Genomic DNA, 26,709 nt, shown 5'->3' with positions numbered 1-26,709 from the left:
GGAGCGCGACTCATGACCGTGATCAAGCAAGACGACCTGATTCAGAGCGTTGCCGACGCCCTGCAATTCATTTCCTACTACCACCCCGTTGATTTCATCCAGGCGATGCACGAGGCCTACCTGCGTGAAGAATCGCCGGCAGCCCGTGACTCCATCGCGCAGATCCTGATCAACTCGCGCATGTGCGCCACCGGCCATCGCCCTATCTGCCAGGACACCGGTATCGTCACCGTGTTCGTGCGCGTGGGCATGGACGTACGTTGGGATGGCGCCACCATGGGCCTGGACGACATGATCAACGAAGGCGTGCGTCGCGCCTACAACCTGCCGGAAAACGTCCTGCGCGCATCGATCCTGGCCGACCCGGCCGGCGCACGTAAGAACACCAAGGACAACACCCCGGCCGTGATCCACTACTCCATCGTCCCGGGTAACACCGTGGAAGTGGACGTGGCGGCCAAGGGCGGCGGTTCCGAAAACAAGTCGAAAATGGCCATGCTCAACCCGTCCGACTCGATCGTCGACTGGGTGCTCAAGACCGTTCCGACCATGGGCGCCGGCTGGTGCCCACCGGGCATGCTCGGCATCGGCATTGGCGGCACCGCCGAGAAAGCCGCGGTGATGGCCAAGGAAGTGTTGATGGAATCCATCGACATCCACGAGCTGAAAAAGCGCGGCCCGCAGAACCGCATCGAAGAGATGCGCCTGGAGCTGTTCGAGAAGGTCAACCAACTGGGCATCGGCGCCCAGGGCCTGGGTGGCCTGACCACCGTGCTCGACGTAAAGATCATGGACTACCCGACCCACGCCGCTTCGCTGCCGGTGTGCATGATCCCCAACTGCGCCGCCACCCGTCACGCGCACTTCGTGCTCGACGGTTCGGGCCCGGCGTCGCTGGAAGCGCCACCGCTGGACGCCTACCCGGAAATCGTCTGGGAAGCCGGCCCATCGGCCCGTCGCGTCAACCTCGACACCCTGACCCCGGAAGAAGTACAGAGCTGGAAGCCGGGCGAAACCGTGTTGCTCAACGGCAAGATGCTCACCGGTCGCGACGCCGCGCACAAGCGCATGGTCGAGATGCTGAACAAGGGCGAAACCCTGCCGGTGGACCTCAAGGGTCGCTTTATCTACTACGTCGGCCCGGTTGATCCGGTGCGCGAAGAAGTGGTTGGCCCGGCGGGCCCGACCACCGCGACGCGGATGGACAAGTTCACCCGTCAGATCCTCGAGCAAACCGGCCTGCTGGGCATGATCGGCAAATCCGAGCGAGGCCCTACCGCGATCGAAGCGATCAAGGACCACAAGGCCGTGTACCTGATGGCCGTGGGCGGCGCCGCTTACCTGGTGGCGCAGGCCATCAAGAAGTCGCGTGTGGTTGCCTTCGCCGAACTGGGCATGGAAGCGATCTACGAGTTCGACGTGAAAGACATGCCAGTCACCGTTGCGGTGGACAGCAAGGGCGAATCCGTCCACATCACCGGTCCTGCCATCTGGCAGAAAAAGATCAGTGAAAGCCTGGCGGTAGAAGTGCAGTAAGCACTTTTCCCGCAAGGATAAAGGCGACTGCGGCCCCATGGCCCAGTCGCCTTTTTTATGGCGCATGCTATGGTGCACTCCCCTTACTGTGCCTGCCCATCACCGTATGATCGTGATACCGCGTCCCCTGCGCCTGACCTTCTATTCCCTACTGATCATCGCCGGTGCGTTGCTGGCCGCTGCCTTGGCCACGCGCCATGCCGAACGCCAGGCGTTGGTGGACGATGCGGCCCGCGCCAACCAGCAGCTCGCGCTGTATGCCAACTCGTTGCACACCCTGATCGAACGCTACCGCGCCCTGCCCGCTGTGCTGGCGCTGGACTCGGAAATGATCAACGCGCTCAAAGGCCCGTTGGACGCCAGCACCCAGGACCTGCTCAACCGCAAGCTCGAACGCATCAACGGTGCAGCCCAGTCCTCGACCCTGGAACTGATGGACCGCACAGGCCTGGCCGTGGCCGCCAGTAACTGGAACTTGCCGAGCAGTTACGTCGGGCATAACTACGCATTTCGGCCGTATTTCAGCCAGACCAAGAGCCAAGGCACCGGGCGCTTTTACGCGGTAGGCGTGACCACGGGGATTCCAGGGTATTTCCTCTCCAGCGCGGTGCTCGATGAACACGAGCAGTTCCTCGGCGCCATGGTGGTAAAGCTGGAATTTCCCGAGCTTGAGCGTGAGTGGGCCCAAGGCAATGACCTGCTGCTGGTCAGCGATGCGCGCGGCATCGTGTTTATCGCCAACCAACCGGACTGGCGTTATCGCAACCTGCGCGCGCTGTCGCCCAGCGACCTCGCCGAACTCAAGGCCACCCGCCAATATGACAAGAAACAACTGCAACCCTTGGATACCCAGGTCTTGCAACGCTTTGATGAAAACAGCCACCTGATGCGCGTCAACGGCCCCGATGGCAGCGCCAATTACATCTGGGAATCCCTGCCGCTGAAGGCCGAGGGTTGGACCCTGCATCTGCTGCGCAAACCCCAGTTCGCCTTTGAAGACCAGCGCAACGCCGGCCTTGCCGCCGCCGGGTCCTGGCTGGCGCTGGTGTTCCTGGCGCTGTTCCTCAGCCAACGCTGGCGCCTGGCCCGTTTGCGCCAGCGCAGCCGCGAAGAACTCGAACAGCTTGTCGAAGAGCGCACCCAGGCCCTGCGCACCGCCCAGGATGGCCTGGTGCAATCGGCCAAATTAGCGGCGTTGGGGCAAATGTCCGCCGCCCTCGCCCACGAGATCAATCAGCCGCTGACTGCCCAGCGCATGCAGTTGGCCACTTTGCGATTGCTGCTGGACCACGGTCGGGTGGACGACGCCTACAAGGCCCTCACCCCGCTGGACGACATGCTCACCCGCATGGCCGCCCTCACCGGCCACCTCAAAACCTTCGCGCGCAAAAGCCCCAGCGGCTTGCGCGAACGCCTGGACCTGGCCAACGTGGTCGACCAGTCCCTGCAACTGCTCGACGCACGCCTGCGTGACGAAGCCATCGGTACCATGCTGGACCTCGCCCGTCCCGCCTGGGTACGCGGCGATGCGATCCGCCTTGAACAGGTGCTGATCAACCTGCTGCGCAACGCCCTCGACGCCATGGCCGACAAACCACGCAAGCGCTTGGAAATCCGCCTGCACGCCGATCAGCAACTGTGGCAACTCACGGTCAGCGACAGCGGCGGCGGGATTGCCGAAGAGCACCTCAACAGCGTGTTCGACCCCTTCTTCACCACCAAGCCGGTGGGTGACGGGCTCGGTTTGGGCCTGGCGGTTTCCTACGCTATCGTGCACGAACTGGGCGGGCGCCTGATCGCGAGTAACCATGGCGACGGCGCGGTATTTACCCTGACCTTGCCTATCGCGCTGGAGACACCCGACTTATGTTGAACGCGGTGATTGTGGTCGATGACGAAGCCAGCATTCGCACGGCCGTCGAACAATGGCTGAGCTTGTCGGGGTTCGAGGTGCAGTTGTTCAGCCGCGCGGAAGCCTGCCTGGCGCAACTGCCCAGGGACTTTCCCGGGGTGATCCTGAGCGACGTGCGCATGCCCGGTCTCAGCGGCCTGGAGCTGCTGGCCGAAGTGCAGCGCCGTGACGTCGACCTGCCCGTGATCCTGCTGACCGGGCATGGCGATGTGCCGATGGCCGTCGAAGCCATGCGCGACGGCGCCTACGACTTCCTCGAAAAACCCTTCAGCCCCGAAGCGTTGCTCAACAGCCTGCGCCGCGCGCTGGACAAGCGCAGGCTGATCCTGGAAAACCGCCGCCTGCACCAACAAGCCGATCATCGGGCGCAGTTGGAGTCGAGCCTGCTCGGTGTTTCTCGCGGCTTGCAGAACCTGCGCCGACAGGTACTCGACCTGGCGACCTTGCCGGTCAACGTCCTGATCCGGGGCGAGACCGGCAGCGGCAAGGAGCTGGTCGCCCGCTGCCTGCATGACTTCGGCCCACGCGCGAAAAAACCGTTTGTGGCACTCAATTGCGCGGCAATCCCCGAGCAACTGTTCGAGGCCGAACTGTTCGGCCACGAAAGCGGCGCCTTCACCGGCGCCCAGGGCAAGCGCATCGGCAAACTGGAGTACGCCCATGGCGGCACGCTGTTCCTCGATGAAATCGAAAGCATGCCCCTGGCCCAGCAAGTGAAGCTGCTGCGCGTGCTGCAAGAGCAAAAGTTGGAGCGATTGGGCTCCAATCAAAGCATTCATGTGGATTTACGCATCATCGCCGCCACCAAGCCGGACCTGCTCGAAGAGGCCCGCGCCGGGCGCTTTCGCGAAGACCTGGCCTATCGGCTGAACGTTGCACAACTGCGCCTGCCGCCACTACGCGAGCGTCGTGAAGATATTCCATTGCTGTTCGACCACTTTGCCCAAAACGCCGCCGAGCGCCTGGGCCGCAGCGTGGAGCCGCTGAGCGGCGCGCATTTAGGCCGCCTGCTCAGCCATGACTGGCCGGGCAATGTGCGCGAGTTGGCCAACGTCGCCGAACGCCAGGTGCTGGGCCTTGGCGAACCGGAACCGGAAGGGATCGAAGCCGGGCAATCGTTGGCCGCGCAGCAGGAGGCGTTCGAGGCCCATTGCCTGAAGGCAGCATTGACCCGGCATAAAGGCGACATCAAGGCAGTGCTGGCGGAGTTGCAGCTGCCACGGCGCACCTTTAACGAAAAAATGCAGCGCCATGGGTTGGCCAGGGACATGTTCCTGAAAGACGAATGAGCGGATTTCCGCTCACTCCCCTCAAAACCATCAGCGGCTTTCCGCTCAAAAAAATCCGCAAACCCTTCTAGACCGGACCTTCATCCACCTGGCACAGCTCCTGCTATAGCCCCAGCCAGGCTGCGCACGCGCCGCTCCATAAAAACAACTAGATGAAGGATCCTTCGATGGATAACTCCAACACCTTGCCTCTGGGGTCGGCAGCCGCGCCGGCTAAAGAACGCACCACCTCCAGCCGGATCAAATCGATCTTCAGCGGATCGGTCGGCAACATGGTCGAGTGGTACGACTGGTACGTCTACGCCGCTTTCTCGCTGTACTTCGCCAAAGCCTTCTTCCCGAAAGGCGACACCACCGCCCAACTGCTCAACACCGCCGCGATCTTCGCCGTGGGCTTCCTGATGCGCCCGATCGGAGGCTGGCTGATGGGCCTGTACGCCGACCGTGCGGGACGTAAAGCGGCACTGATGGCTTCGGTCCTGTTGATGTGCTTCGGCTCATTGATCATCGCCCTGAGCCCCGGTTACGAAACCATCGGCGTCGGCGCACCGATCCTGCTGGTGTTCGCCCGCCTGCTGCAAGGCTTGTCGGTGGGTGGCGAATACGGCACCTCGGCCACCTACCTGAGTGAAATGGCGACCAAGGAGCGTCGCGGTTTCTTCTCCAGCTTCCAATACGTGACCCTGATCTCCGGCCAACTCATCGCCCTGGCGGTGCTGATCGTGCTGCAGCAGATCCTGACCACCGAGCAACTGTACGACTGGGGCTGGCGTATCCCGTTCGCCATCGGCGCCCTGTGCGCAGTGGTCGCGCTGTACCTGCGTCGCGGCATGGAAGAAACCGAGTCGTTCACCAAGAAGGAAAAAGCCAAGGAAAGCGCCATGCGCACCTTGATGCGTCACCCCAAGGAACTGATGACCGTGGTCGGCCTGACCATGGGCGGCACCCTGGCCTTCTACACCTACACCACCTACATGCAGAAATACCTGGTGAACACCGTCGGCATGAGCATTTCCGACTCCACCACCATCTCGGCGGCGACGCTGTTCCTGTTCATGTGCCTGCAACCGATCGTCGGCGGCTTGTCGGACAAAGTCGGTCGTCGGCCGATCCTGATCGCCTTCGGCATCCTCGGCACCCTGTTCACCGTGCCGATCCTCACCACCCTGCACACGATCCAGACCTGGTGGGGCGCGTTCTTCCTGATCATGGCGGCGCTGATCATCGTCAGCGGCTACACCTCGATCAACGCGGTGGTCAAAGCCGAACTGTTCCCGACCGAAATCCGCGCCCTGGGCGTTGGCCTGCCGTATGCACTGACCGTATCGATCTTCGGCGGTACCGCTGAATACATCGCGCTGTGGTTCAAGAGCATCGGCATGGAAACCGGTTACTACTGGTACGTGACCGCGTGTATCGCGGTGTCGCTGGTGGTCTATGTGACCATGAAGGACACACGCAAGCATTCGCGGATTACCACGGACTAAAAATGTGGGAGGGGCGGTGCGACGATTCGCACTTGTCCCCTCCCACATTGGTTTTATCGCGAGGTTAATCAGGACAGTTCCGCCAGCTCGCTCCGCCCATACCGCCGCTGCGCATACGACGCCCCCGCAATCATCAGCACCAGTACCGCCGCCAATACCGCCGATGAACCAATGGTGCCGAAATCCAACCCGCCCTTTTCATGGGGTTTGGTCAGGACGTCGCCCAAGCGCGCAAAATTCCATACGGTCGATGGAAATTCGTCGCCATGGATTGCACTATGGCTGCCTCCCCGAACCCCGCAGCAGGAACCCCGGCCATGCCTGACGATATCCATTTCTACGAACCCGCCAACGGCCACGGCCTGCCCCATGACCCCTTCAATGCCATCGTCGGACCACGGCCGATCGGCTGGATTTCGTCCCACGACCGCGAGGGTCGCCTGAACCTGGCGCCCTACAGTTTCTTCAATGCGTTCAACTACATTCCGCCGATCATTGGGTTTTCCAGCGTCGGGCGCAAAGACAGCCTGAACAATATCGAACAGACCGGCGAGTTTGTGTGGAACCTGGCCACCCGCCCGCTGGCCGAGCAGATGAACCAGAGTTGCGCGGCCGTTTCACCGGATGTGAATGAGTTCGAGTTGTCCGGCCTGACGCCGGTGGCGTCGAAAATCGTCGGCGTACCGCGGGTAGGCGAGAGCCCGGTCTCGTTCGAGTGCAAGGTGACGCAGATCATCCAGCTGCAGCGCGCCGACAAAGCGCTGGTGCCGAGCTGGCTGGTGCTGGGCGAAGTGGTCGCGGTGCACATTGCCAAGTGGTTGCTCAAGGATGGGGTATACGACACCGCTGCCGCCGAGCCGATTTTGCGCGGTGGCGGCCCGGCAGACTACTTCCAACTGGGGCCGGAGGCGTTGTTCAAGATGTACCGCCCAGGCGCCAGCAAACCCTGACTGAAATACACCAAAAAAGTGGGAGGGGGCTTGCCCCCGATGGCAATGGCACATCCAACATCGTTGTTGACTGACACACTGCTATCGGGAGCAAGCCCCCTCCCACATTCGATGGTCGGCGTTGTTCAGCTCGCGGCGCTCGCCCAGGTCAGTTGACCCTCTTCATCCACATCGATCAGCCGCTCAAGCTGCACAGTGGCGGCATCATCGGCGTCGGAGGCGGTCTTGAAGGTCTGTCCATCCAGGATCTTGTGAAACTGCGGTGCGCCCATGCCATCCAGCGCCTTGACGGCGACGGCGGCGCTGTAGCCACCCTCTCCTGGTACTACGGCGGAAACGGCTTCGTGATGGGCAAATTGTTTACGTGCCATGTTGCAGGTCCTGGCCAATGGAAAAGTTGGCCATTCTAACCCTCAACCGGCGAGTTGCAGGTACTCGCCGTAGGCATTGGCGGCGGTTGCATCGGTGAAGGTCTGGAAGTCCATGCTGCGCACAACCATGTCGTTCAACAGCTCGGTAAAGATCATCAGGGCCGGCGAGTTGAAGTAGGCGCTCATCGCCTGCTCGCTGCTCCAGAAACCCGAGATCAACCAGACATCGGGATCGACCTGGGAATGCTGCAACGAGAATTGCAGGCAACCCTGAGCCTGACGGCCCGGTTCGATCAAACTGCTCAAGCGTGCACCCAGTTCGGTGCTGCACCCGGTGCGGGCGCGGATAAAGGCCATATGGCTCGCGGGAATGGGGGTGGACATGTTCGACTCTCCCGTTGAGAAGTGATGCTCGGCAAGCACTGTGAGGGCGTGTTGCCACAGGATCAAAGATAACGGCGCGAGTGCGGGCGCGGTTAGTCAATTCCTGCTGGCTTATTGCACAATCCTGCGAGAAGCGTAGACAGGACACGCGGCCCGCCGCTTTTATTGCACAGGCCAATGCCTTGTTTCAGGGAGATGACAGTCCAGGGGCTTGCCTGATTCACGATGTGTCGCAGGATCAGGCAAGGATTGTGCAGAATCGACCTAACACTGTTTGAAAAGCCGCCGCTAAGCTGAGCCCATCAAAAAAGCCTGCAGAGGACGTCCCATGTCGTCGCCCGAACACCCGCCCATGCCCCTCGATGCCGAGACGGAAAAACAGCGCGCCGAGCTGGCGGGCATCGTGCATCGCCATACCTGGGAAGACGGCTCCTATGGCACGGCGATTACCTCACTGTTCCTGAACCGCCACAACACGCCGCGTGACTTCATGCCGGTGCTGGTGGAGCCCGCGTTGTGCATCCTCGCCAACGGCAGCAAGGAAGTGCGTCTGGCCGACGAAATCTTTGCCTACGACCCGCTCAATTACCTGGTGTTCTCGGTGGCGATGCCGGTGGCCGGGCGGATCATCGATGCCACGCCGGAAGATCCGAACCTGTCAGTGCGCATCAATATCGACCCGGCGCAACTCACCGCCTTGATCGCCGAGGCCGGCCCCATGGGTGTGCCCACGCGCCCGACATCGCGCGGCATGTATGTGGACCGTATCGACCCCCAACTGCTCGACGCCGTGCTACGCCTGGCGCGCCTGCTGGATACGCCCAAAGACATCGCCATGCTGGCACCGCTGATCAATCGTGAAATTCTCTACCGCTTGCTGCGCGGGCCACAGGGTTATCGCCTGTATGAAATTGCCGTGGCCAACAGCCAGAGCCATCGCGTCAGCCAGGCGATCAAGTGGCTCAATGGCAACTACGAACAACCGCTGCGCATCGATGACCTGGCCAAGGAAGTGAACCTCAGCGTCTCGACCCTGCACCACCGCTTCAAGGCGATTACGGCGATGAGCCCGCTGCAGTACCAAAAGCAGCTGCGCTTGCAGGAGGCACGTCGGCTGATGATTGCCGAAGGGCTGGAAGCGTCGGCGGCGGGGTATCGGGTGGGGTATGAAAGCCCGTCGCAGTTCAGCCGGGAGTACAGCCGGTTGTTCGGGGCACCGCCGCTGAGGGATTTGGCCAGGCTGCGCCAAAGCGTCTGACCCACATTTGCCCAACCGTGTTTTTCAGTCCAGGGTCCGGGGCAGTTGCAACGTCACCCGCAAGCCACCTTCGCGCAAATTCTGCAAACTCACTTCACCGCCATGGCTGTGGGCGATGTTACGAGCAATACCCAAGCCCAAACCGTAACCCTGCTGCTGGCCGGCCAGGCGAAAGTGCGGTTCGAAGACTTGTTCCAGGCGCTGTTCCGGCACGCCGGGGCCTTCGTCGTCGACGTGCAGGATGAACTCCGCGCCATCGTCCTCGATATGCAAATGGGCGTTCTGCCCGTACTTCAAGGCATTGTCGATCAGGTTGCCGATGCAGCGCTTGAGCGCCAGCGGCTTGCCCGGGTACGCCGCCACTGCTGCGCCGTCCAGGGTGACCCGACCGTTGCCGTTGGGCGCCACGTAGGGCTCCACCAGGCATTCGAGCACATGGTTAAGGTCGACCGGCTGGATATTCTCGTGAATATCGGTGTCTTTCACGCATTGCAGCGCGCCTTTGACCAGCAACTCCAATTCATCCAGATCACGGCCGAACTTGATTTGCAGGTTCTCGTCTTCAAGCAGTTCCACACGTAGGCGCAGACGCGTAATCGGTGTGCGCAGATCGTGGGAGATCGCGCTGAACAATTGGCTGCGCTCCGTGAGGTAACGGCTGATGCGTTCGCGCATGGCATTGAACGCGCGGCCCACTTCCACCACTTCACTACCGCCGCCTTCGGCCACCGGCTCCACATCGGCGCCCAGGGACATGTCTCGCGCCGCCCGCGCCAGGCGCTTGAGCGGCCGGCTCTGCCAGTGCACCAGCAGGCCGATGAACAGCAGCAAAAAGCCGCTGGTCAGCACGATAAACCACACCTGCTGGGACGGCAGGCCCTGTTCTTCAAGGCTGGTGTAGGGCTCGGGCAACAGCGAAGCGATGTACAGCCATTCGCCGGGGGCCAGTTCGATCTGGGTGACCAATACCGGCGGGTTGACGGGCTCCAGGGTCAGCGCGTAATGCGCCCAGGAGCGCGGCAGCTCATCGAGTTTCAAGCCGGCGTTGAAGATGCGCAGGTCTTCAGCGCTGACGAACTCCACCGAGATTGGCACGTTGGCGCCCAAGGTCTGGCGCAGCACTTCATCCACGGCCACCAGCACCGCCTGTTTACGCGGGGTTTGCGGCAGCACTTGCATGTCGAGTGGCCGATCATTGAGGGTCACGACAAAACGGGTGCCGCCCATGCTGCGCAGTTGGTCAAGGACCAACGGGCGATAGGCCACCGGCAAGGAACGGAAATAACTCACGCTGGCGGTCATCGAGTGCGCCAGGCTACGAGCGCTGGTGACCAGGCCTTCCAGCTGGGTGGCGCGCAACTGCGAAACCCAGATCACGCTGGACAGCGCCTGCGCGAACAACACCGCGAGCAAGGTCAGCAGCAGCATGCGCCCCAGTAACGAGCGCGGTACCGGGAAGCGGCGGCGGCGCTCGGTCAGCAGTTCAGTGGGCATTGCCGGCAACCACGCTGGCTGCCAGTTGATAACCGCTGCCACGCACGGTGCGGATCAGCCTCGGGGGTTTTTCGGTGTCGCGCAGGCGTTGACGCAAGCGGCTGACCGCCATGTCGACGATGCGGTCGAGCGGCATCAGGTCACGGCCACGGGTGGCGTTGCCGATGGTGTCGCGGTCGAGAATCTGTTGCGGGTGATCGAGAAACAGCTTGAGCAGGGCAAAGTCGGCACCGGAGAGGATCACCTCTTCGCCATCCACGTGGAACAGCCGGTGGCTGATCATGTCCAGGCGCCATTCATCGAACACCAGCACATCGCCATTTCCGCTGCGCTCCTGGCCGAACTGGCAGCGACGCAACAAGGCCTTGATCCGTGCCTGCAACTCGCGGGGGCTGAACGGCTTGCCGATATAGTCGTCGGCCCCCAGTTCCAGGCCGATCACGCGGTCGGCTTCGTCGGAACTGGCGGTGAGCATGATGATCGGCACCTGCGCCTGGCGCGGGTGCTGGCGAATCCAGCGGCAAAGGCTGAAACCGTCTTCGTCCGGCAGCATCACATCGAGGATGACCAGGTCACACGGCGCCTCGTTCATCGCCTGGCGGAACCCCGCGCCATCCGGCACGCCACGCACCTGGAAACCGGCGCGACTGAGGTAGGTTTGCAGCAATTCGCGGATTTCCTGGTCATCGTCGACGAGGAGAATCGATTTACTGATTACGCTCACGGGGTCCTCCTTGTTGTTATAGGCGGTGCGGATCAGGCAAACGCCTGTTCCAATGCGACGCCAGCCCCGGTCAACCCGGAATACGGCGCGGTCACCAACCACACCGGAATGCCTTTGAAGTAGTCGCTCATGCAGCCTTTGTCACTGAAACTCTTGGCAAAGCCGCTGTTGATAAAGAAGTCGGCAAACCGCGGAATCACCCCACCGACGATATACACACCACCGCGTCCACCGGTGGTCAGCACATTGTTGCCGGCCACCCGGCCCAGCCAGATGCTGAATTGATCCAACACTTCCATGGCCACCGGGTCGCCCGCCAGGCCCGCCGCCGTGATGGCTTCCGGCGTGTCGAGCACTGGTGTGTGGCCATCGACCGCACAAATCGCCCGGTACAGACGCGGCAAACCGCCACCGCTCAAGGCGGTTTCGGCGCTGACGTGGCCGATCTCGCTGTAGATATGCTGCCACAGCTGGGTTTCCCGTGGGCTGCTCAGGGGCAGGTCGACATGGCCACCCTCCCCCGGCAACGCCGCAAAGCGGTCTGCGCCGAGGTCCAGCAGGGTACCGACGCCCAGGCCGGTGCCCGGACCGATTACCACCGCCGGGCGCAACGGTTCAGGCGTGCCTTCGCAGACCACGCGAAATTCGTCGGGTTTAAGGCGAGTCATGCCCAGTGCCATGGCCGAGAAGTCATTCACCAGCAGCAGTTCATCCACCTGCAACGCCTGGCAAAACGCAGTTTTGCTCAGGCGCCAGTGATTGTTGGTGAATTTAAATTCATCCCCGCTCACCGGCCCGGCGACGGACAGGCACACCGCACCGATGTCCCCGATTTCCAGGCCTTCTTCCTTGAGATAGACCTTGATCGCGTCCTCAGGGCTTTGGTGATCAGCCGTGGCATGCACTCGGATCGAGTGCAGCGCCTGATCTCGCCACAACGCAAAACGGGCGTTGGTACCCCCGATGTCACCGACCAGCGCTAGCTTCACTTAAGCGTCTCCAAGGCACAGGTAAAGGCGCTGGCGCCCTGCTCTGCGGAGCTTGCGGCCAAGCGCATAAATGCAAACAGCTCGCGACCGGCCCCCACGTTATTGCCCAATAGGCCCGTGGCAGGCGTGCGCGCTGCAAATTCTTCGGCGTCCACCTTAAGCTCCAGGGTGCCCTTCACGCCATCCACGCGAATGATATCGCCATCGCGCACCCGCGCCAGCGGCCCGCCGCTCTGGGCTTCGGGGTTGACGTGAATCGCGGCGGGGATCTTACCCGACGCGCCGGACATACGCCCGTCTGTCACCAGCGCGACTTTGAAGCCACGGTCCTGCAGCACGCCGAGGAACGGCGTCATCTTGTGCAGTTCCGGCATGCCATTGGAACGCGGGCCCTGGAAGCGCATCACCGCGACAAAGTCTTTTTCCAGCTGGCCGGCCTTGAACGCATCGGCCAGGTCCTGCTGGTCCTGGAACACCACCGCCGGTGCTTCGACGATCTGGTGCTCAGGGGCTACAGCAGAGACTTTCATCACACCGCGGCCGAGGTTGCCTTCCATTACACGCAAGCCACCTTCCGGCGAGAACGCGCGCGCCACAGGGCGCAGGATGGTTTCGTCGAGGCTTTCGATCGGGCCGTCGCGCCAGACCAGCTCGCCATCGACCAGGAATGGCTCCTGGACATAACGGCTCAGGCCCTTGCCGGCCACGGTGTTGACGTCGTCGTGCAGCAGGCCGGCTTCGAGCAGTTCGCGGATCAGGAACGACATGCCGCCCGCCGCCTGGAAGTGGTTGATGTCGGCTTTGCCGTTTGGATACACATGGGACAGGGTCGGCACTACCTCAGAGAGGTCAGCCATGTCGTCCCACGTGAGGATGATGCCCGCCGACATGGCGATGGCCGGCATGTGCAGGGTGTGGTTGGTGGAACCGCCGGTAGCGTTGAGCGCAACGATGGCGTTGACGATGGATTTCTCATCGACGATCTCGCCGATCGGCGTGAAGTTGCCGTTGGCCTTGGTCAGGCGCGTGACCTGGTGCGCGGCTTCGCGGGTCAGGGCGTCACGCAACGGCGTGTACGGGTTGACGAACGAGGCGCCCGGCAAGTGCAGACCCATCACTTCCATCAGCAATTGGTTGGTGTTGGCAGTGCCGTAGAAGGTGCAGGTGCCGGGGCTGTGGTAGGACTTCATCTCCGACTCCAGCAGCTCTTCGCGGCTGGCCTTGCCTTCGGCGTAGCGCTGGCGCACGTCGGCTTTCTGCTTGTTGGAGATGCCCGACGGCATCGGCCCGCCCGGTACGAAGATCATGGGCAGGTGACCGTAGCGCAGTGCGCCCATCATCAGGCCTGGCACGATCTTGTCGCAGATGCCGAGCATCAGCGCCGCGTCGAACATGTTGTGGGACAGCGCTACCGCCGTGGACATGGCGATGACTTCACGGCTGAGCAGGCTCAGCTCCATGCCGGGCTCGCCTTGGGTCACGCCGTCGCACATGGCCGGGGTGCCGCCGGCGAACTGGCCGACCGAGCCGACTTCGCGCAGGGCTTTTTTGATCTGTTCAGGGAAATGTTCGTACGGCTGATGCGCCGAGAGCATGTCGTTATATGACGAAACAATTGCCACGTTGGCGGCGTTCATCATGCGCAGGCTGTTTTTATCTTCGGTGCCGCAACCGGCCACGCCGTGGGCGAAGTTGGCGCATTGCAGCTTGCCGCGCATCGGACCGTCGCTGGCTGCGCCGCGAATGAGCGCAAGGTAAGCCTCACGAGTGGCGCGGCTGCGGGCGATAAGCCGTTCGGTGACCTCAAGGACGCGGGGATGCATGTGTAGAACTCCAGGCTAACGGATGTGGCGACCTGAGTGTCTATGCTGATCAAACGCCCGCAGCTCATGGGATGGCAGAGAGTCGTTTGGATCATCGGACCAGTTGATTCAGGTCACTCGTTGTAGATTGAACAAAATATTGCCACTAAAAAGGCTTGTTTTCTATTTTTATGCGAATAATCTTGTAATTCTTACAACAAATCGACGACAGGCACTTTCCAATGACTCTTCGTATCGCAATCAATGGTTTTGGCCGTATCGGCCGTAATGTCCTGCGCGCACTGTATACCCAAGGCTATCGCCAGGATTTGCAGATCGTCGCCATCAATGATTTGGGCGACAGCTCGATCAATGCCCACCTGCTTAAATACGACACCGTGCATGGCACTTTCGATGCAGAGGTCGCCCACGATCAGGAAAGCCTGACCGTCAATGGTGACCGGATTGCCGTCAGTGCCATTCGCAACCCGGCCGACCTGCCGTGGGCTGCGCACAAGGTCGACGTGGTGTTCGAATGCACCGGTCTGTTCACCGACCGTGACAAGGCTGCCGCCCATATTACCGCTGGTGCACGCAAGGTGATCATCTCCGCACCGGCCAAAGGCGCGGACGCGACCGTGGTCTACGGCGTGAACCACGACATTCTGCGTCAATCCCACCAGATCATCTCCAACGCGTCGTGCACCACCAACTGCCTGGCGCCGGTCGCGCAGGTGCTGCACCGTGAGCTGGGCATCGAAAGCGGCTTGATGACCACGATTCATGCCTACACCAACGACCAGAACCTGACCGACGTCTACCACACCGACCCGTACCGCGCGCGTTCGGCCACCCAGAACATGATCCCGAGCAAGACCGGCGCTGCCGAAGCGGTGGGCCTGGTGCTGCCGGAACTGGCAGGCAAGCTGACCGGCATGGCCGTGCGTGTGCCGGTGATCAACGTGTCGCTGGTGGACCTCACCGTGCAGTTGAAGAAAGACGCCACGGCCGAGGAAGTCAACGCACTGCTCAAGGAAGCCAGCCAACACTCGAAGATCCTTGGCTATAACACCCTGCCGCTGGTTTCCAGTGACTTCAACCACAACCCGCTGTCGTCGATCTTCGATGCCAACCACACCAAGGTCAGCGGCAAGTTGCTGAAAGTACTGGCCTGGTATGACAACGAGTGGGGCTTCTCGAACCGCATGCTGGATAACTGCCTGGCGCTGTGCAACGCCGAGTAACGCGGTCCTGTGGGAGGGGCAGTACAAGCCCCCTCCCACATTTGTTGTATGTAGACACAGAGAAATAGCCACTTGCCATTTCAGTTGATGATAAGCATTATCATTAACTGCAAATCGGTCTGGTATCACTGTGAGCCAATCTCGCTTCAACCAAGTCTTTCTCACCCAACGGGTGATTCTGCTACGCACCTTGCAGCGGATGGTGAATAACCACAGCACCGCCGAGGACCTGTTGCAGGAAACCTACCTGCGCGTCACCCGGGCCCTCAGCGAGCGGCCGATCGATCACCTCGAACCCTTCGTCTACCAAACCGCGCGGAACCTGGCGCTGGATCATTTGCGTTCGCGCAGGATTCAGGCGCGCACGCTGCAGGAAGATGTCCCGCTGGACATCCTGCAAAGCGTCGCCGCCCCCATCAGCACCCCCGAAGACGCCACCCAGGCCGAGCAATTGCTTGAGCACCTGAGCATCAGCCTCGGCCAGTTGAGCGCGCGCCAGCAGCAGATTTTCATCCTCAGCCGCCTGCATGGTTGCAGTTACCAGGAGATCGCCGATCAGTTGCACGTGTCCTTGAGCACCGTGCAAAAGGAACTGAAATTGATCATGGCTATTTGCGTAGGTGTGGCCGAAAGACTGGATCAGCCTTAAGCTTCAGCCGACAGAAGTCTCGACCCAAGCTGTAGGAAAGATGAATAGAACGTGGCGAAGACCCGAGGAACACCGTGACGGACCCGAATAAACTGCGCCCCCATGAGCTGGCTCATGAGGTGTTGCAAGACACGGCTATGGACCAAGCCCTCGACTGGCTGATCGCCTTGCAGTGCCCTGCGCCTGGGCAGCAGGCCGAGTTTGAAGCCTGGCTGGCCCAAGACCCCGCCCACGTCCACGCCTTCGGCAAGGCCCAGGCCGCGTGGGGTGGGGCGCCGGTGCACAGCGCCGCCGTTGCCCTGGCTGCGCCGCGCACGCCCAGCGGTTGGCGCCGGATCAAGCCGCACTGGAAACCACTGGCCACCGCCGCGGTGCTGTTGATCGGCCTGTTCAGTTTCAGCAACCTGCCGGTACGCCTGCAAGCCGACCACCTCACCGTGGTGGGCGAACGCCAGCGCCTGCAACTGGACGATGGCTCGAAAGTGTTGCTGAACACCAATTCGGCGTTTTCCAGCAGCATCAAGGACCACCAGCGCATCGCCCGCCTGTATCAGGGCGAAGCCTTTTTCGAAATCATGCCCGGCCATGGCCTGCCCCTGGAAATCGACGCCGGCCCCGTGCGCGCCAGCGTGCGTGATACCGCCTTCGCCGTGCGTTACCTCAATGGCGAAGCCCAGGTGCAGGTGCAGCGCGGCGATGTCGACCTGAGCAACACCTTCGACGATGCCCGCGTACGCCTGCGCGCCGGCGAAAGCATCCGCATCGGGCCCAAGGGCTTTGGCCAACCGGCCAGGCTGGATGCCAACAAGGACCTGGCCTGGGTGCAAGGCCGGCTGATTTTCGAAAACTGCCCGATGAGCGAAGTGCTTGCCGAACTGCGTCGCTACTACCCCGGTTGGATCGTCAACACCAACGACAAGCTCGCCAGCGTTGCTGTCACCGGCAATTACCGCCTCGACCAGCCCCTGGACGTGGTGCGCTCCCTGGCCCACATCACCTCAGCCAAGTTGTCGGAATACCCCGCGCTGGTCATCCTGAACTAAATGAGAATTATTTTTACTCGATAGCCTCCGACGGTACGTCTCGTCTTAGCCAATGCAACTGATTCCTATTTGATTCGGTTCGCAACTATAAGATTCGTACCTTCCGGAGCGCTCTCGATGTCCTCTTGTTTCAACCGCCGGTCCTCCTCGCCCGTGCTGTCCTTGCTGACCGCCGCCATCCTGCTGGCCGGTGCGCCAGTGATGGCCGCGACTGCCGCCGAACCGGCCGCCCGCAGCCACGGCAACTACAGCTTCAGCATCGAACAACAGCCACTGGTCTCGGCGCTGAACGCCTTTACCAGCGTGACCGGCTGGCAAGTCGGCCTGCCCGCCGAACTGGGCCAGGGCGTGTCGTCCCCTGGCGTGCGCGGCGCACTGTCGCCGGAGAAAGCCCTGGACCGGCTGTTGGTGGGGACCAACCTGAGCTACCGCAAGCTGGGCAATAACAACATCGTCCTGGAAAAGCGCAGCGCGGGCAGCACCCTCAACCTGCAACAGGTGACCATCAGCGCCACCCGTAACGCGCAGGATGTGAACAGCGTACCGAGCACCGTCAGCGTGCATGATCGCGAAGAGCTGGACCGCCAGAACGTCAACAACATCCGCGAACTGGTGCGCTACGAGCCCGGCGTCTCGGTGGGCGGCGCCGGTACCCGTGCCGGCAATGCCGGGTTCAACATCCGCGGTATCGACGGCGACCGCATCCTCACCCAGGTGGACGGTGTAGAAGTGCCCGACAACTTCTTCAACGGCCCTTATGCCAAGACCCGCCGCAACTATGTCGACCCGGAGATCGTCAAGCGCGTCGAAATCCTCCGCGGCCCGGCCTCGGCACTGTACGGCAGCAGCGCCATCGGCGGCGCCGTGAGTTACTTCACCCTCGACCCGGACGACATCATCAAGCCCGGCCAGGACGTCGGCGCACGCCTGAAGACCGGCTACAGCTCCGCCGACGAAAGCTGGCTGACCTCCGGCACCGTCGCCGGCCGCGTGCAGGACTTCGATGGCTTGCTGCACCTGAGCCAGCGCAATGGCCATGAGACCGAATCCTACGACGGCAACAACGCCACCGGCCTGGCCCGTACCGGCGCCAACCCCGAGGACGCACGCACCACCAACATCCTGGCCAAGCTCGGCTGGAATTATGGCGATGACAACCGCCTGGGCCTGACCTATGAGAAGTACAAGGACGACCGCGACGTCAACCTGAAGAACGCGGTGGGCGGTCCGTTCATCGGTGGCCGAGGCTTCAACCTGTACCGTGATCGTCGTGGTAACGACACTATTACCCGTGAACGTTTCGGCCTGGAAAACAGCTTCGCCCTTGAGTCACCGATTGCCGACCGCATCAAGACCAGCCTCAATTACCAGATCGCCAAGACCGACCAGACCACCGCCGAGATCTATCAGTCAGGCCGGCGTGTCTTGCGCACCCGCGACACGCTCTACCAGGAAAAACAGTGGGTTTTCGATGCGCAGTTGGACAAAGCGTTCAGCCTCGGTGAAACCGATCACCAAGTGACCTACGGCACCACCCTCAAGCAGCAGAAAGTCACGGGCTCGCGCGAAGGCAATGCGACGTGCGTGGCCGTCGGCAGTGGCTGCACCGCCATCGGCGCACCCAGCCCGATGGCCTCCGACAGTGTGAAGAAGTCCAGCGACTTCCCCGACCCGACCATCAACACCTACTCGCTGTTCGCACAAGACCAGATCACCTGGGATAAATGGACCTTCCTGCCCGCCGTGCGCTACGACTACACCCAGCTCAAACCGAAGCTGACCCAGGAGTTCCTCAACACCGTCAACCCGACAGGCGCGGACCCGGTGAGCGACAAGGAAAAAACCTGGCACCGTGTGACGCCCAAGTTTGGCCTGACTTACGCCCTGACGGATCAATACACCTGGTTCGGCCAATATGCCGAAGGTTTCCGTACGCCATCCGCCAAGGCGCTGTACGGCCGCTTTGAAAACCTGAACCTGGGCTACACCGTCGAGCCGAACCCCGACCTCAAGCCAGAAACCAGTAAAGGCGTCGAAACCGGGATTCGCGGCAAATTCGACGAAGGCTCCTTCGAAATCGCCGTGTTTTATAACAAGTACCGCGACTTTATCGACGAAGACAACGCCGTCGTCGGCGGCACGGTTGAACAGTTCCAGGCCGTCAATATCAAGCGCGCCACCATCAAGGGAGCAGAAGCCAAGGGCCGCCTGAACCTCGATGCGTTCGGAGCCCCGCAAGGCCTCTACACCCAGGGTTCGGTTTCCTATGCCTACGGTCGTAACGACGATAACGGCGAGCCGCTGAACAGCGTCAACCCACTCAAGGGCGTCTTCGGCCTGGGCTACGACCAGGACAACTACGGCGCACTGTTGAGCTGGACCCTGGTGAAAAAGCAGGACCGCGTCGACAGCACGACCTTCCACGCGCCGGACGGCGACACCAGCGGCCCCTTCAAGACCCCTGGCTTCGGTGTTGTCGACCTGACCGCCTTCTACAAGGTCACCAACGACGTGACCATCAACGGCGGCCTCTACAACCTCACCGACAAGAAATACTGGAACTGGGATGACGTGCGCAGCTACGACAGTGTCGGCGAAGCCGCTGTGACCGGCCCGGCCAACCTCGACCGCTTGACTCAGCCGGGCCGCAACGTTGCGATCAACCTGATCTGGGACATCTGACGAGACCCGACTCACCTCGTCGAAATTTCAGCGGCGAGGTGAGGATTTTTTACTGTGCCGCGTCTTCTTGTTCGTCTAGTTGATAACAGCTCTCTTTAGGGCAACAAGGCGCTCCCCTTCCCAAGGACTTTTTCATGACCGCTTCTCCTACCGCAGAACGCCCAAACCTGCGCTCCCAGCGCCTGAACCAGATCACCAACGAGCCGCATACCAAGTTGGATGCGCTGGTCAAGGCCCACGCCCCGTTTGAAACCCAGGCCAACTTCGCGCGGTTCGTGGTGGCGCAATACCTGTTCCAGTCAGAACTGGTAGCCCTGTACAACGATGCCGAACTGATCAAGATCGTGCCCGACCTGGCCGAACGCTGCCGCGCCGAGGCCGCCAAGCTGGACCTGGCTGACCTGGACACCGAAGTGCCCGCCCCGGTCGCGGGCGCACTGAAGAACCCGAGCAAGGCCGAAGCCCTGGGCTGGCTGTTCGTGTCCGAAGGTTCCAAGCTGGGTGCTGCCTTCCTGATCAAGCGCGCCGTAGGCCTGGGCCTGAGCGAAACCTTCGGTGCCCGCCACCTGGGTGAGCCGGCCGGCGGTCGCGCCGAAGGCTGGAAAAGCTTCACCCGCACCCTCGACGGCCTGGAGTTGAGCGCCGAAGAAGAAGCCGCAGCGGAAAAAGGCGCGGTGGATGCGTTTGTGCGCTTCACCGTCTTGCTGGAACAGGCGTACGCTAGCGCCCCTGAACTGGCCTGATCGCCCACATTGAAATGCAATCAACTGTGGGAGGGGGCTTGCCCCCGATGGCGGAGGGTCAGGTACCTATTTGTTGGCTGATGCACCGCTATCGGGAGCAAGCCACCTCCCACATTTAAACCGCATTTCAATGCCGACTCTTTTGTTATCCCCTACTTTGCACACACCATGACCGGCAAAACCCAATCCACCTCGAAAATCGCACGGTTCCTCTTCGGCCTGCTGGCCTACGTCAGCCTGGGCATCGGGCTGGTGGCGATTGTCGTGCCGGGTTTGCCCACCACCGAATTCATCCTGCTGGCCGCCTGGGCCGCGACCAAAAGCTCGCCGCGCCTCAGTGCCTGGCTGGAAAACCACCGCCTGTTCGGGCCGATCCTGTTCAACTGGCGCAACGGCAAGATCATCGCGCGCCGGGCCAAAGTCAGCGCCACCGTGAGCATGCTGCTGTGCGCGATCCTGATGCTGGTGATGCTCGATCACGGCTGGCCGATCTACCTGGCGATTGCCGGGATGAGCCTGGGCAACCTGTGGATCTGGTCACGCCCCGAACGACTCGCACAGCCCGTGTGACGCTGGCTGTAGGTGTTTTCCTACCGCCCATCGCCTATCTCTCATGAATTGATTTGTTACGCCGATGTTTCAGACATAGCGCTGAATGGACTTGGCGTGCACTGCGTGCCTTCCAACAAGTCCATTCGTGAGTGAACCTATGTTCGACACCCTCTCTATCCGCTTGAAAATCGTGCTGCTGTCCGGGCTCTGCCTGTTGGGGGTGATTGCACTGGTGGTGGGCATCAACATCTACAACACCAACCAGAACGATCAGTTGGTCAGCGATTCCAGCTCGCACATGCTCACCGCCAGCGTCGAACAACTGCTGCAAGCCAAGGCCGGCGAACAGGCAGTGCAGTTGCAGAAAACCTTCGGCGACAGCCTGATGGCGCTGACCGCACTGAACGACCAGATCAAGGACTTGCGCATCATGGCCAGCAAGCGTGGCCTGGAAGCCGGCGCGCTGCGCGAAGAAATCAACCAGAGCCTGAAAACGACGTTCGATCGCAACAGCAAAGTGCTGGGTTTCTGGTTGTCATTCGAACCCAACGGCCTCGACGGCAAGGACAGCGAATTCGTCGATGACAAGGCGCGCGTCTCCAACGAAAAAGGGCGCTTCTCCAGCTATTGGAGCCGTGCCGGCGGTGAAGGCGTGAACACCATCATGGTCGAAGAGGACCTGAACAAGACCACCCTCACCCTCAACGGCACGCCCTACAACATCTGGTACACCTGCCCACGGGACACCCGCAATACCTGCCTGCTGGACCCGTATGAAGATACCGTGGCCGGCAAAAAGGTGCTGATGACCACCATCGCCTCGCCACTGATTGTGGACGGCAAACTCATCGGCGTCGTCGGTGTGGACATTGCCCTGACCTCCCTGCAGGCAACCACCGACGCCGCCCAGAAAGACCTGTTCAACGGCTCAGCGCACCTGGAGATCCTTTCCAGCAGCGGTGTGATTGCCGCCTACAGCGGCGAGCCGGCCAAGGTCGGCAAGAACCTGATCGACACCCTCGGCGCCGAAGGCAAGGACATCGTGCAACTGCTGGCCAGTGACAACCGCATGATCCGCGAACAGGACGACACCATTCGCGCCGTCTACCCGGTCAAGCCGATTGCCGAGGCCAAATCCTGGGGCGTCGTCATCAAGTTGCCTAAAAGTGTGATGCTGGCCGATAGCGTCAAGCTGCAAGCGGTACTCGATGACGCCCAGGCCAGCGGTACGCTCAAGGCCTTGCTGGTGGCGGCCGCTGCCGGCCTGCTCGGTTTGCTGCTGATCTGGCTCACCGCCACCGGTGTGACCCGTCCGATCAACAGCGTGGCCGCCATGCTCAAGGACATCGCCAGCGGCGACGGCGACCTCACCCAGCGCCTGGCCTACGCCAAGAAGGATGAACTGGGCGAACTGGTGAACTGGTTCAACCGTTTCCTCGACAAGCTGCAACCGACCATCGCCCAGATCAAGCAAAGCATCACCGAAGCGCGCGGCACGGCCGACCAGTCCTCGGCCATCGCGCGCCAGACCAGCGAAGGCATGCAGGTGCAGTTCCGCGAAATCGACCAAGTGGCCACGGCGTCCAACGAAATGAGCGCCACCGCCCATGACGTTGCCAACAGCGCCTCCAATGCCGCCAGCGCGGCACGCGGCGCCGATCAGTCCGCGCGTGAAGGCATGTCGATCATCGAGCAGAGCACCCGCGACATCACCACCCTCGCCGAAGAAGTCAGCAAGGCCGTGGGCGAAGTCGAGGCCCTGGCGGTCAACAGCGAGCAAATCGGTTCAGTCCTGGAGGTGATCCGCAGCATTGCCGAGCAGACCAACCTGCTGGCGCTCAACGCGGCGATCGAAGCCGCACGCGCCGGGGAAAGCGGCCGTGGGTTTGCGGTGGTGGCCGACGAAGTGCGTAACCTGGCCAAGCGCACCCAGGATTCGGTGGAGGAAATCCGCCAGGTGATCGAACGCATCCAGAGCGGCACCCGTGGCGTGGTGGCGACCATGCACTCCAGCCAAAGCCAGGCCCAGAGCAATGCCGGGCAGATCCATCAAGCCGCGCAAGCCTTGGGCAAGATCAGTGATGCGGTGACGGTGATCAGCGACATGAACCTGCAAATCGCCAGCGCCGCCGAGCAGCAAAGCGCCGTGGCCGAAGAGGTCAACCGCAACGTCTCGGCGATCCGCACCGTGACCGAAACCCTCACCGGCCAGGCCACCGAATCGGCGGCCATCAGCAGCCAGCTCAATGCCTTGGCCAGCCAGCAGATGAAACTCATGGATCAGTTCAAGGTTTAACAAACACCACAGGCCCCATGTGGGAGGGGGCAAGCCTCCTCCCACATTTTGACCGCGTACTGCTTAGAGACCCGTCCAAGCCTGCACAAACGCCGCCACATCTTCCTTCGCCGCCGTACGCGGCGGATTCTGCGGTGTCCCCAAATAAAGGAAGCCAATCACTTCCTCATCCGCCGTCAGCCCCAGGCCTTTGGCGACGTGGGCCGAGTAGGACAACTCACCCGTGCGCCACACCGCGCCAATCCCCTGGGCATAGGCCGCCAGCAGAATGCCGTGGGCCGCGCAGGCGGCTGCCAGCAATTGTTCGGATTTGGGTACCTTGAAGTGCTCCTGCAGGCGGGCAATCACCACCACCACCAGCGGCGCGCGCAACGGGCCGTTCTGGGCCTTGTCGATGGCGGCTTGCGGGGCATCGGCGTCTTGCAGGCGGGCGGCTTCGGCCAACAGCGTGCCCATCTGCTCACGGGCGGCACCTTCCACGGTGAGGAAACGCCAAGGGCGCAGTTGGCCGTGGTCGGGCGCACGCATGGCTGCGGCGAACAGCACATCGCGCTGCTCCTGGGTCGGTGCCGGTTCCAGCAAACGCGGCACGGAAACACGGTTGAGCAAAGCGTCGAGAGCCTGCATTGGCCACCTCCAGAGAAAAATGTGCGGTCATTCTAGCGGGAATGAATCGGGATGCCACCAAACGATAATTGCTCTTATTCAATCCGCCCTGCCCTGTTAGACTTTGCGACCTTATTTTCAGCCTTCGTCCGGGAAACTCGATGTTTCGTTCGCTTTTTCGCCTGTGCGCAGCGTTGATGGCCTTGAGCCTGACTGCCTGCGACGACGCCCCGCGCTTCACCAAGGCAGAGCCGGGTGAGTCGCGAGCGGGCGGCGCGACGACGGTGAACAAGCGCGACCAGAATGCGTTTTCCCTGCCCTCGGCCAACCTGTCACCCACGCGCCGCCTGGATTTCAGTGTGGGCAACAGTTTCTTTCGCAGCCCGTGGGTGATTGCGCCGTCCACCACCACCGCCCGTGATGGCCTGGGCCCGCTGTTCAACACCAACGCCTGCCAGAACTGCCATATCAAGGACGGCCGTGGCCATCCGCCGCTGCCCGACGCGGCCAATGCGGTGTCGATGCTGGTGCGCCTGTCGATCCCCCTGTCTATCCAGGAGCAGCCGTCCTACGCCAAGCTCATCGAGCAAGCCGGGGTGGTGCCCGAGCCCGTCTACGGCGGGCAATTGCAGGACATGGCCGTGCCCGGCGTCGAACCAGAAGGCAAGGTGCGCGTCGACTACACGCCGGTCAACGTTACGTTCAAGGACGGCAGCGTCGTCGAGTTACGCAAACCTAACCTGCAGATCACCCAGCTCGGCTATGGCCCGATGCACCCGGACACACGGTTTTCCGCGCGTATCGCCCCGCCGATGATCGGCCTGGGCCTGCTCGAAGCCATCAGCGACGCGGATATCCTGCGCAATACCGAGCCGAAGACCGCCGACAAGGAAGCCATCATCGGCCGGGCGAATTGGGTCTGGGATGACGCCGAGCAAAAAACCGTACTCGGACGGTTTGGCTGGAAAGCCGGGCAACCGAACCTCAATCAACAAAATGTTCACGCGTTCTCTGGTGATATGGGCCTCACCACCTCCCTGAGACCCTTCGATGACTGCACCGACGCCCAAGTCGCCTGCAAACAGGCGCCCAACGGCAATGGCCCCGATGGCGAGCCGGAAGTCAGCGATAACATCCTGCGCCTGGTGCTGTTCTACACCCGCAACCTGGCCGTGCCCGTGCGCCGCGACGTCAATACGCCGCAGGTGCTGGCCGGGAAAAACCTGTTCTACCAGGCCGGTTGCCAGGGTTGCCACAAGCCGATGTTCACCACCGCTGCGAATGCCGCCGAACCCGAGTTGGCCAACCAAGTGATCCGCCCCTACAGCGATTTGCTGTTGCACGACATGGGCCCAGGCCTGGCCGACAACCGCACGGAATTCAAGGCCGGTGGCAGCGAATGGCGCACGCCGCCGTTGTGGGGCATCGGGCTGACGCAGACCGTCAGCGGCCATACCCAGTTCCTGCATGACGGCCGCGCCCGCAACCTGCTCGAAGCCGTGCTGTGGCACGGCGGTGAAGCACAGGCGGCGCAGCAGCATGTGTTGTCCTTCAATGCCGAGCAGCGCGCTGCGTTGCTGGCGTTCCTGAATTCTTTATAAGCTTCGCCCCAATTACAGAAGGGAGCTCGACATGTTCCGTCCCAAGTTGTTGTTCACCAGCCTGGCCGCCCTCGCCCTGGGTGCCTGCTCGCCACAAGACCCGCAAGCCGTGACCTCGGCGGCGATCGCCAAGCAAGTGATCCTGCCGACCTATAGCCGTTGGGTCGAAGCCGATCGCCAGTTGGCCGTCAGCGCCCTGGCCTACTGCCAGGGCAAGCAAAGCCTGGACACCGCCCGCGCCGACTTCCTCCACGCGCAAAAAGCCTGGGCCGAGTTGCAACCGCTGCTGATCGGTCCACTGGCCGAGGGCAACCGTTCGTGGCAGGTGCAGTTCTGGCCGGACAAGAAGAACCTTGTGGGCCGTCAGGTCGAGCAACTGGTCGCCGCCCAGCCGCAGATCGACGGCGCCGCACTGGCCAAGTCCAGCGTGGTGGTTCAGGGCCTGTCGGCCTACGAATACATCCTCTACGACGCCAAGACCGACATCGCCGACGAGGCGCAGAAAGCCCGTTACTGCCCGCTGCTGGTGGCCATCGGTGATCGTCAGAAAGCCCTGGCCGAAGAGATCCTGGCCAGTTGGAACAGCACCGACGGCATGCTCGCGCAGATGAGTAAGTTTCCGAACCAGCGCTACGCTGATTCCCACGAAGCAATCGCCGATCTGCTGCGCGTACAAGTGACCGCACTGGACACCCTGAAGAAAAAACTCGGCACGCCCATGGGCCGCCAGACCAAGGGCATCCCGCAGCCGTTCCAGGCCGATGCATGGCGCAGCCAGTCGTCCCTGCAAAGCCTGGAGGCCAGCCTCGCCGCCGCCCAGACCGTGTGGGTCGGCGTCGACAACAAGGGCCTGCGTGGTTTGCTGCCGGCGGATCAAAAGCCATTGGCCGACAAGATCGACGCGGCCTATGCCGCCTCGCTGAAACTGTTCGCCAGCAACCAGCGCAGCCTCAACGAGCTGTTGAACGATGACGCCGGGCGCCAGCAACTCAACGATATCTACGACAGCCTCAACGTGGTCCACCGCCTGCACGAAGGCGAGCTGGCCAAGGCGCTGGGGATCCAACTGGGCTTCAATGCCAACGACGGTGACTGAT

General features: G+C 61.9%; 23 protein-coding genes and 1 pseudogene. 16 read left to right on the top strand and 8 right to left on the bottom strand.

What is annotated here, in order from left to right; translation table 11 throughout:
• Positions 1 to 12 precede the first annotated feature (12 nt).
• The 4 genes from AD670_RS19060 to AD670_RS19045 all read left to right on the top strand — a co-directional run bounded on the left by AD670_RS19060 (position 13) and on the right by AD670_RS19045 (position 6,224).
• Positions 13 to 1,536 (top strand): fumarate hydratase, encoded by a 1,524-nt coding sequence (locus AD670_RS19060; RefSeq protein ID WP_010208051.1) that lies wholly within the window; start codon positions 13 to 15, stop codon positions 1,534 to 1,536.
• A 106-nt stretch (positions 1,537 to 1,642) separates the two neighbouring features.
• Positions 1,643 to 3,409, top strand: a complete 1,767-nt coding sequence (locus tag AD670_RS19055; protein ID WP_053135747.1) for an ATP-binding protein — start codon at positions 1,643 to 1,645, stop codon at positions 3,407 to 3,409.
• Positions 3,403 to 4,737: a sigma-54 dependent transcriptional regulator gene (locus AD670_RS19050; RefSeq protein ID WP_053135744.1), complete on the top strand. Its 1,335-nt coding sequence runs from the start codon at positions 3,403 to 3,405 to the stop codon at positions 4,735 to 4,737. The genes AD670_RS19055 and AD670_RS19050 overlap by 7 nt, the downstream gene beginning before the upstream one ends.
• 167 nt (positions 4,738 to 4,904) lie before the next feature.
• Positions 4,905 to 6,224 carry an MFS transporter gene (locus AD670_RS19045; protein WP_053135742.1) on the top strand — a complete coding sequence of 440 codons (1,320 nt, stop codon included), beginning with the start codon at positions 4,905 to 4,907 and terminating at the stop codon, positions 6,222 to 6,224.
• 68 nt (positions 6,225 to 6,292) lie between these two features.
• Here AD670_RS19045 and AD670_RS31050 read toward each other — a convergent pair whose 3' ends face one another.
• A complete protein-coding gene (locus AD670_RS31050) occupies positions 6,293 to 6,451 on the bottom strand; it encodes a hypothetical protein (protein ID WP_371263189.1) in 159 nt (52 codons plus the stop codon).
• Positions 6,452 to 6,541: 90 nt separating this feature from the next.
• Here AD670_RS31050 and AD670_RS19040 point away from each other — a divergent pair, with 90 nt between their 5' ends.
• Positions 6,542 to 7,174: a flavin reductase family protein gene (locus AD670_RS19040; protein WP_053135739.1), complete on the top strand. Its 633-nt coding sequence runs from the start codon at positions 6,542 to 6,544 to the stop codon at positions 7,172 to 7,174.
• A gap of 125 nt (positions 7,175 to 7,299) precedes the next feature.
• On the opposite strand, the gene AD670_RS19035 is transcribed toward AD670_RS19040, so the two are convergent.
• Both AD670_RS19035 and AD670_RS19030 read right to left on the bottom strand, forming a co-directional pair.
• Positions 7,300 to 7,545 (bottom strand): hypothetical protein, encoded by a 246-nt coding sequence (locus tag AD670_RS19035; protein WP_053135736.1) that lies wholly within the window; start codon positions 7,543 to 7,545, stop codon positions 7,300 to 7,302.
• Between the two features lie 42 nt (positions 7,546 to 7,587).
• The gene (locus AD670_RS19030) at positions 7,588 to 7,929 is read right to left on the bottom strand and encodes an antibiotic biosynthesis monooxygenase family protein (protein WP_053135733.1); all 342 of its coding nucleotides are present in this window, start codon (positions 7,927 to 7,929) and stop codon (positions 7,588 to 7,590) included.
• 328 nt (positions 7,930 to 8,257) lie between these two features.
• Here AD670_RS19030 and AD670_RS19025 point away from each other — a divergent pair, with 328 nt between their 5' ends.
• The gene (locus AD670_RS19025; protein ID WP_053135730.1) at positions 8,258 to 9,187 is read left to right on the top strand and encodes an AraC family transcriptional regulator; all 930 of its coding nucleotides are present in this window, start codon (positions 8,258 to 8,260) and stop codon (positions 9,185 to 9,187) included.
• Positions 9,188 to 9,211: 24 nt separating this feature from the next.
• Here the strand turns inward: AD670_RS19025 and AD670_RS19020 are convergent, their stop codons facing one another.
• From AD670_RS19020 to edd, 4 genes are read right to left on the bottom strand one after another with little or no spacing between them, the layout of a single operon-like run.
• Positions 9,212 to 10,681 carry an ATP-binding protein gene (locus AD670_RS19020; protein ID WP_053135728.1) on the bottom strand — a complete coding sequence of 490 codons (1,470 nt, stop codon included), beginning with the start codon at positions 10,679 to 10,681 and terminating at the stop codon, positions 9,212 to 9,214.
• The gene (locus AD670_RS19015) at positions 10,671 to 11,405 is read right to left on the bottom strand and encodes a response regulator (protein WP_024077192.1); all 735 of its coding nucleotides are present in this window, start codon (positions 11,403 to 11,405) and stop codon (positions 10,671 to 10,673) included. Before AD670_RS19015 ends, AD670_RS19020 begins: the two co-directional genes overlap by 11 nt.
• Positions 11,406 to 11,437: 32 nt before the next feature.
• Positions 11,438 to 12,394: a glucokinase gene (locus tag AD670_RS19010; protein ID WP_053135725.1), complete on the bottom strand. Its 957-nt coding sequence runs from the start codon at positions 12,392 to 12,394 to the stop codon at positions 11,438 to 11,440.
• Positions 12,391 to 14,217, bottom strand: a complete 1,827-nt coding sequence (gene edd, locus AD670_RS19005; protein WP_053135722.1) for a phosphogluconate dehydratase — start codon at positions 14,215 to 14,217, stop codon at positions 12,391 to 12,393. Before edd ends, AD670_RS19010 begins: the two co-directional genes overlap by 4 nt.
• 221 nt (positions 14,218 to 14,438) lie before the next feature.
• Here edd and gap point away from each other — a divergent pair, with 221 nt between their 5' ends.
• The 8 genes and pseudogenes from gap (at position 14,439) to AD670_RS32290 (ending at position 23,405) form a co-directional block, all read left to right on the top strand.
• A complete protein-coding gene (gene gap / locus AD670_RS19000; RefSeq protein WP_053135718.1) occupies positions 14,439 to 15,440 on the top strand; it encodes a type I glyceraldehyde-3-phosphate dehydrogenase in 1,002 nt (333 codons plus the stop codon).
• 130 nt (positions 15,441 to 15,570) lie between these two features.
• Complete coding sequence (locus AD670_RS18995; protein ID WP_053135716.1) at positions 15,571 to 16,089, top strand: RNA polymerase sigma factor; 519 nt, start codon at positions 15,571 to 15,573, stop codon at positions 16,087 to 16,089.
• A gap of 74 nt (positions 16,090 to 16,163) precedes the next feature.
• Complete coding sequence (locus AD670_RS18990) at positions 16,164 to 17,132, top strand: FecR domain-containing protein (protein ID WP_053135713.1); 969 nt, start codon at positions 16,164 to 16,166, stop codon at positions 17,130 to 17,132.
• Between the two features lie 117 nt (positions 17,133 to 17,249).
• Positions 17,250 to 19,814, top strand: a complete 2,565-nt coding sequence (locus tag AD670_RS18985; RefSeq protein WP_053135710.1) for a TonB-dependent receptor — start codon at positions 17,250 to 17,252, stop codon at positions 19,812 to 19,814.
• 134 nt (positions 19,815 to 19,948) lie between these two features.
• Complete coding sequence (locus AD670_RS18980) at positions 19,949 to 20,557, top strand: biliverdin-producing heme oxygenase (RefSeq protein ID WP_053135707.1); 609 nt, start codon at positions 19,949 to 19,951, stop codon at positions 20,555 to 20,557.
• Positions 20,558 to 20,725: 168 nt separating this feature from the next.
• A complete protein-coding gene (locus AD670_RS18975) occupies positions 20,726 to 21,127 on the top strand; it encodes a YbaN family protein (RefSeq protein ID WP_053135704.1) in 402 nt (133 codons plus the stop codon).
• Positions 21,128 to 21,212: 85 nt separating this feature from the next.
• Positions 21,213 to 22,547: pseudogene (locus AD670_RS32295) on the top strand (HAMP domain-containing protein); the annotation flags it as partial.
• 102 nt (positions 22,548 to 22,649) lie between these two features.
• Entirely contained in the window at positions 22,650 to 23,405 is a 756-nt protein-coding gene (locus AD670_RS32290) for a methyl-accepting chemotaxis protein (RefSeq protein ID WP_371263187.1), read from the top strand.
• Between the two features lie 63 nt (positions 23,406 to 23,468).
• On the opposite strand, the gene AD670_RS18965 is transcribed toward AD670_RS32290, so the two are convergent.
• A complete protein-coding gene (locus AD670_RS18965; protein WP_053135698.1) occupies positions 23,469 to 24,032 on the bottom strand; it encodes an NAD(P)H nitroreductase in 564 nt (187 codons plus the stop codon).
• 140 nt (positions 24,033 to 24,172) lie between these two features.
• On the opposite strand from AD670_RS18965, the gene AD670_RS18960 reads away from it, so the two are divergent.
• Both AD670_RS18960 and AD670_RS18955 read left to right on the top strand, forming a co-directional pair.
• The gene (locus tag AD670_RS18960) at positions 24,173 to 25,612 is read left to right on the top strand and encodes a di-heme oxidoredictase family protein (RefSeq protein ID WP_053135695.1); all 1,440 of its coding nucleotides are present in this window, start codon (positions 24,173 to 24,175) and stop codon (positions 25,610 to 25,612) included.
• A gap of 31 nt (positions 25,613 to 25,643) precedes the next feature.
• A complete protein-coding gene (locus tag AD670_RS18955) occupies positions 25,644 to 26,708 on the top strand; it encodes an imelysin family protein (protein ID WP_053135692.1) in 1,065 nt (354 codons plus the stop codon).
• Position 26,709 lies beyond the last annotated feature (1 nt).

Origin of the sequence: Pseudomonas sp. MIACH (assembly GCF_001269925.1) — a bacterium.
Lineage (GTDB): Bacteria > Pseudomonadota > Gammaproteobacteria > Pseudomonadales > Pseudomonadaceae > Aquipseudomonas.
Note: the sequence above shows the minus strand (reverse complement) of the source record. Positions and strands in the feature narration are given on the sequence as shown.

Excerpts from the sequence above, each read along its gene's own strand:
- AD670_RS19055 (WP_053135747.1), top strand. The coding sequence starts at position 1,643 with ATGATCGTGATACCGCGTCCCCTGCGCCTGACCTTCTATTCCCTACTG.
- AD670_RS18955 (WP_053135692.1), top strand. The coding sequence starts at position 25,644 with ATGTTCCGTCCCAAGTTGTTGTTCACCAGCCTGGCCGCCCTCGCCCTG.
- AD670_RS19040 (WP_053135739.1), top strand. The coding sequence starts at position 6,542 with ATGCCTGACGATATCCATTTCTACGAACCCGCCAACGGCCACGGCCTG.
- AD670_RS19025 (WP_053135730.1), top strand. The coding sequence starts at position 8,258 with ATGTCGTCGCCCGAACACCCGCCCATGCCCCTCGATGCCGAGACGGAA.
- AD670_RS19050 (WP_053135744.1), top strand. The coding sequence starts at position 3,403 with ATGTTGAACGCGGTGATTGTGGTCGATGACGAAGCCAGCATTCGCACG.
- AD670_RS19060 (WP_010208051.1), top strand. The coding sequence starts at position 13 with ATGACCGTGATCAAGCAAGACGACCTGATTCAGAGCGTTGCCGACGCC.
- AD670_RS19035 (WP_053135736.1), bottom strand. The coding sequence starts at position 7,545 with ATGGCACGTAAACAATTTGCCCATCACGAAGCCGTTTCCGCCGTAGTA.
- AD670_RS18980 (WP_053135707.1), top strand. The coding sequence starts at position 19,949 with ATGACCGCTTCTCCTACCGCAGAACGCCCAAACCTGCGCTCCCAGCGC.
- edd (WP_053135722.1), bottom strand. The coding sequence starts at position 14,217 with ATGCATCCCCGCGTCCTTGAGGTCACCGAACGGCTTATCGCCCGCAGC.
- AD670_RS32290 (WP_371263187.1), top strand. The coding sequence starts at position 22,650 with ATGCAGGTGCAGTTCCGCGAAATCGACCAAGTGGCCACGGCGTCCAAC.
- AD670_RS18975 (WP_053135704.1), top strand. The coding sequence starts at position 20,726 with ATGACCGGCAAAACCCAATCCACCTCGAAAATCGCACGGTTCCTCTTC.
- AD670_RS19020 (WP_053135728.1), bottom strand. The coding sequence starts at position 10,681 with ATGCCCACTGAACTGCTGACCGAGCGCCGCCGCCGCTTCCCGGTACCG.
- AD670_RS18985 (WP_053135710.1), top strand. The coding sequence starts at position 17,250 with ATGTCCTCTTGTTTCAACCGCCGGTCCTCCTCGCCCGTGCTGTCCTTG.
- gap (WP_053135718.1), top strand. The coding sequence starts at position 14,439 with ATGACTCTTCGTATCGCAATCAATGGTTTTGGCCGTATCGGCCGTAAT.
- AD670_RS19045 (WP_053135742.1), top strand. The coding sequence starts at position 4,905 with ATGGATAACTCCAACACCTTGCCTCTGGGGTCGGCAGCCGCGCCGGCT.
- AD670_RS18965 (WP_053135698.1), bottom strand. The coding sequence starts at position 24,032 with ATGCAGGCTCTCGACGCTTTGCTCAACCGTGTTTCCGTGCCGCGTTTG.
- AD670_RS18960 (WP_053135695.1), top strand. The coding sequence starts at position 24,173 with ATGTTTCGTTCGCTTTTTCGCCTGTGCGCAGCGTTGATGGCCTTGAGC.
- AD670_RS19030 (WP_053135733.1), bottom strand. The coding sequence starts at position 7,929 with ATGTCCACCCCCATTCCCGCGAGCCATATGGCCTTTATCCGCGCCCGC.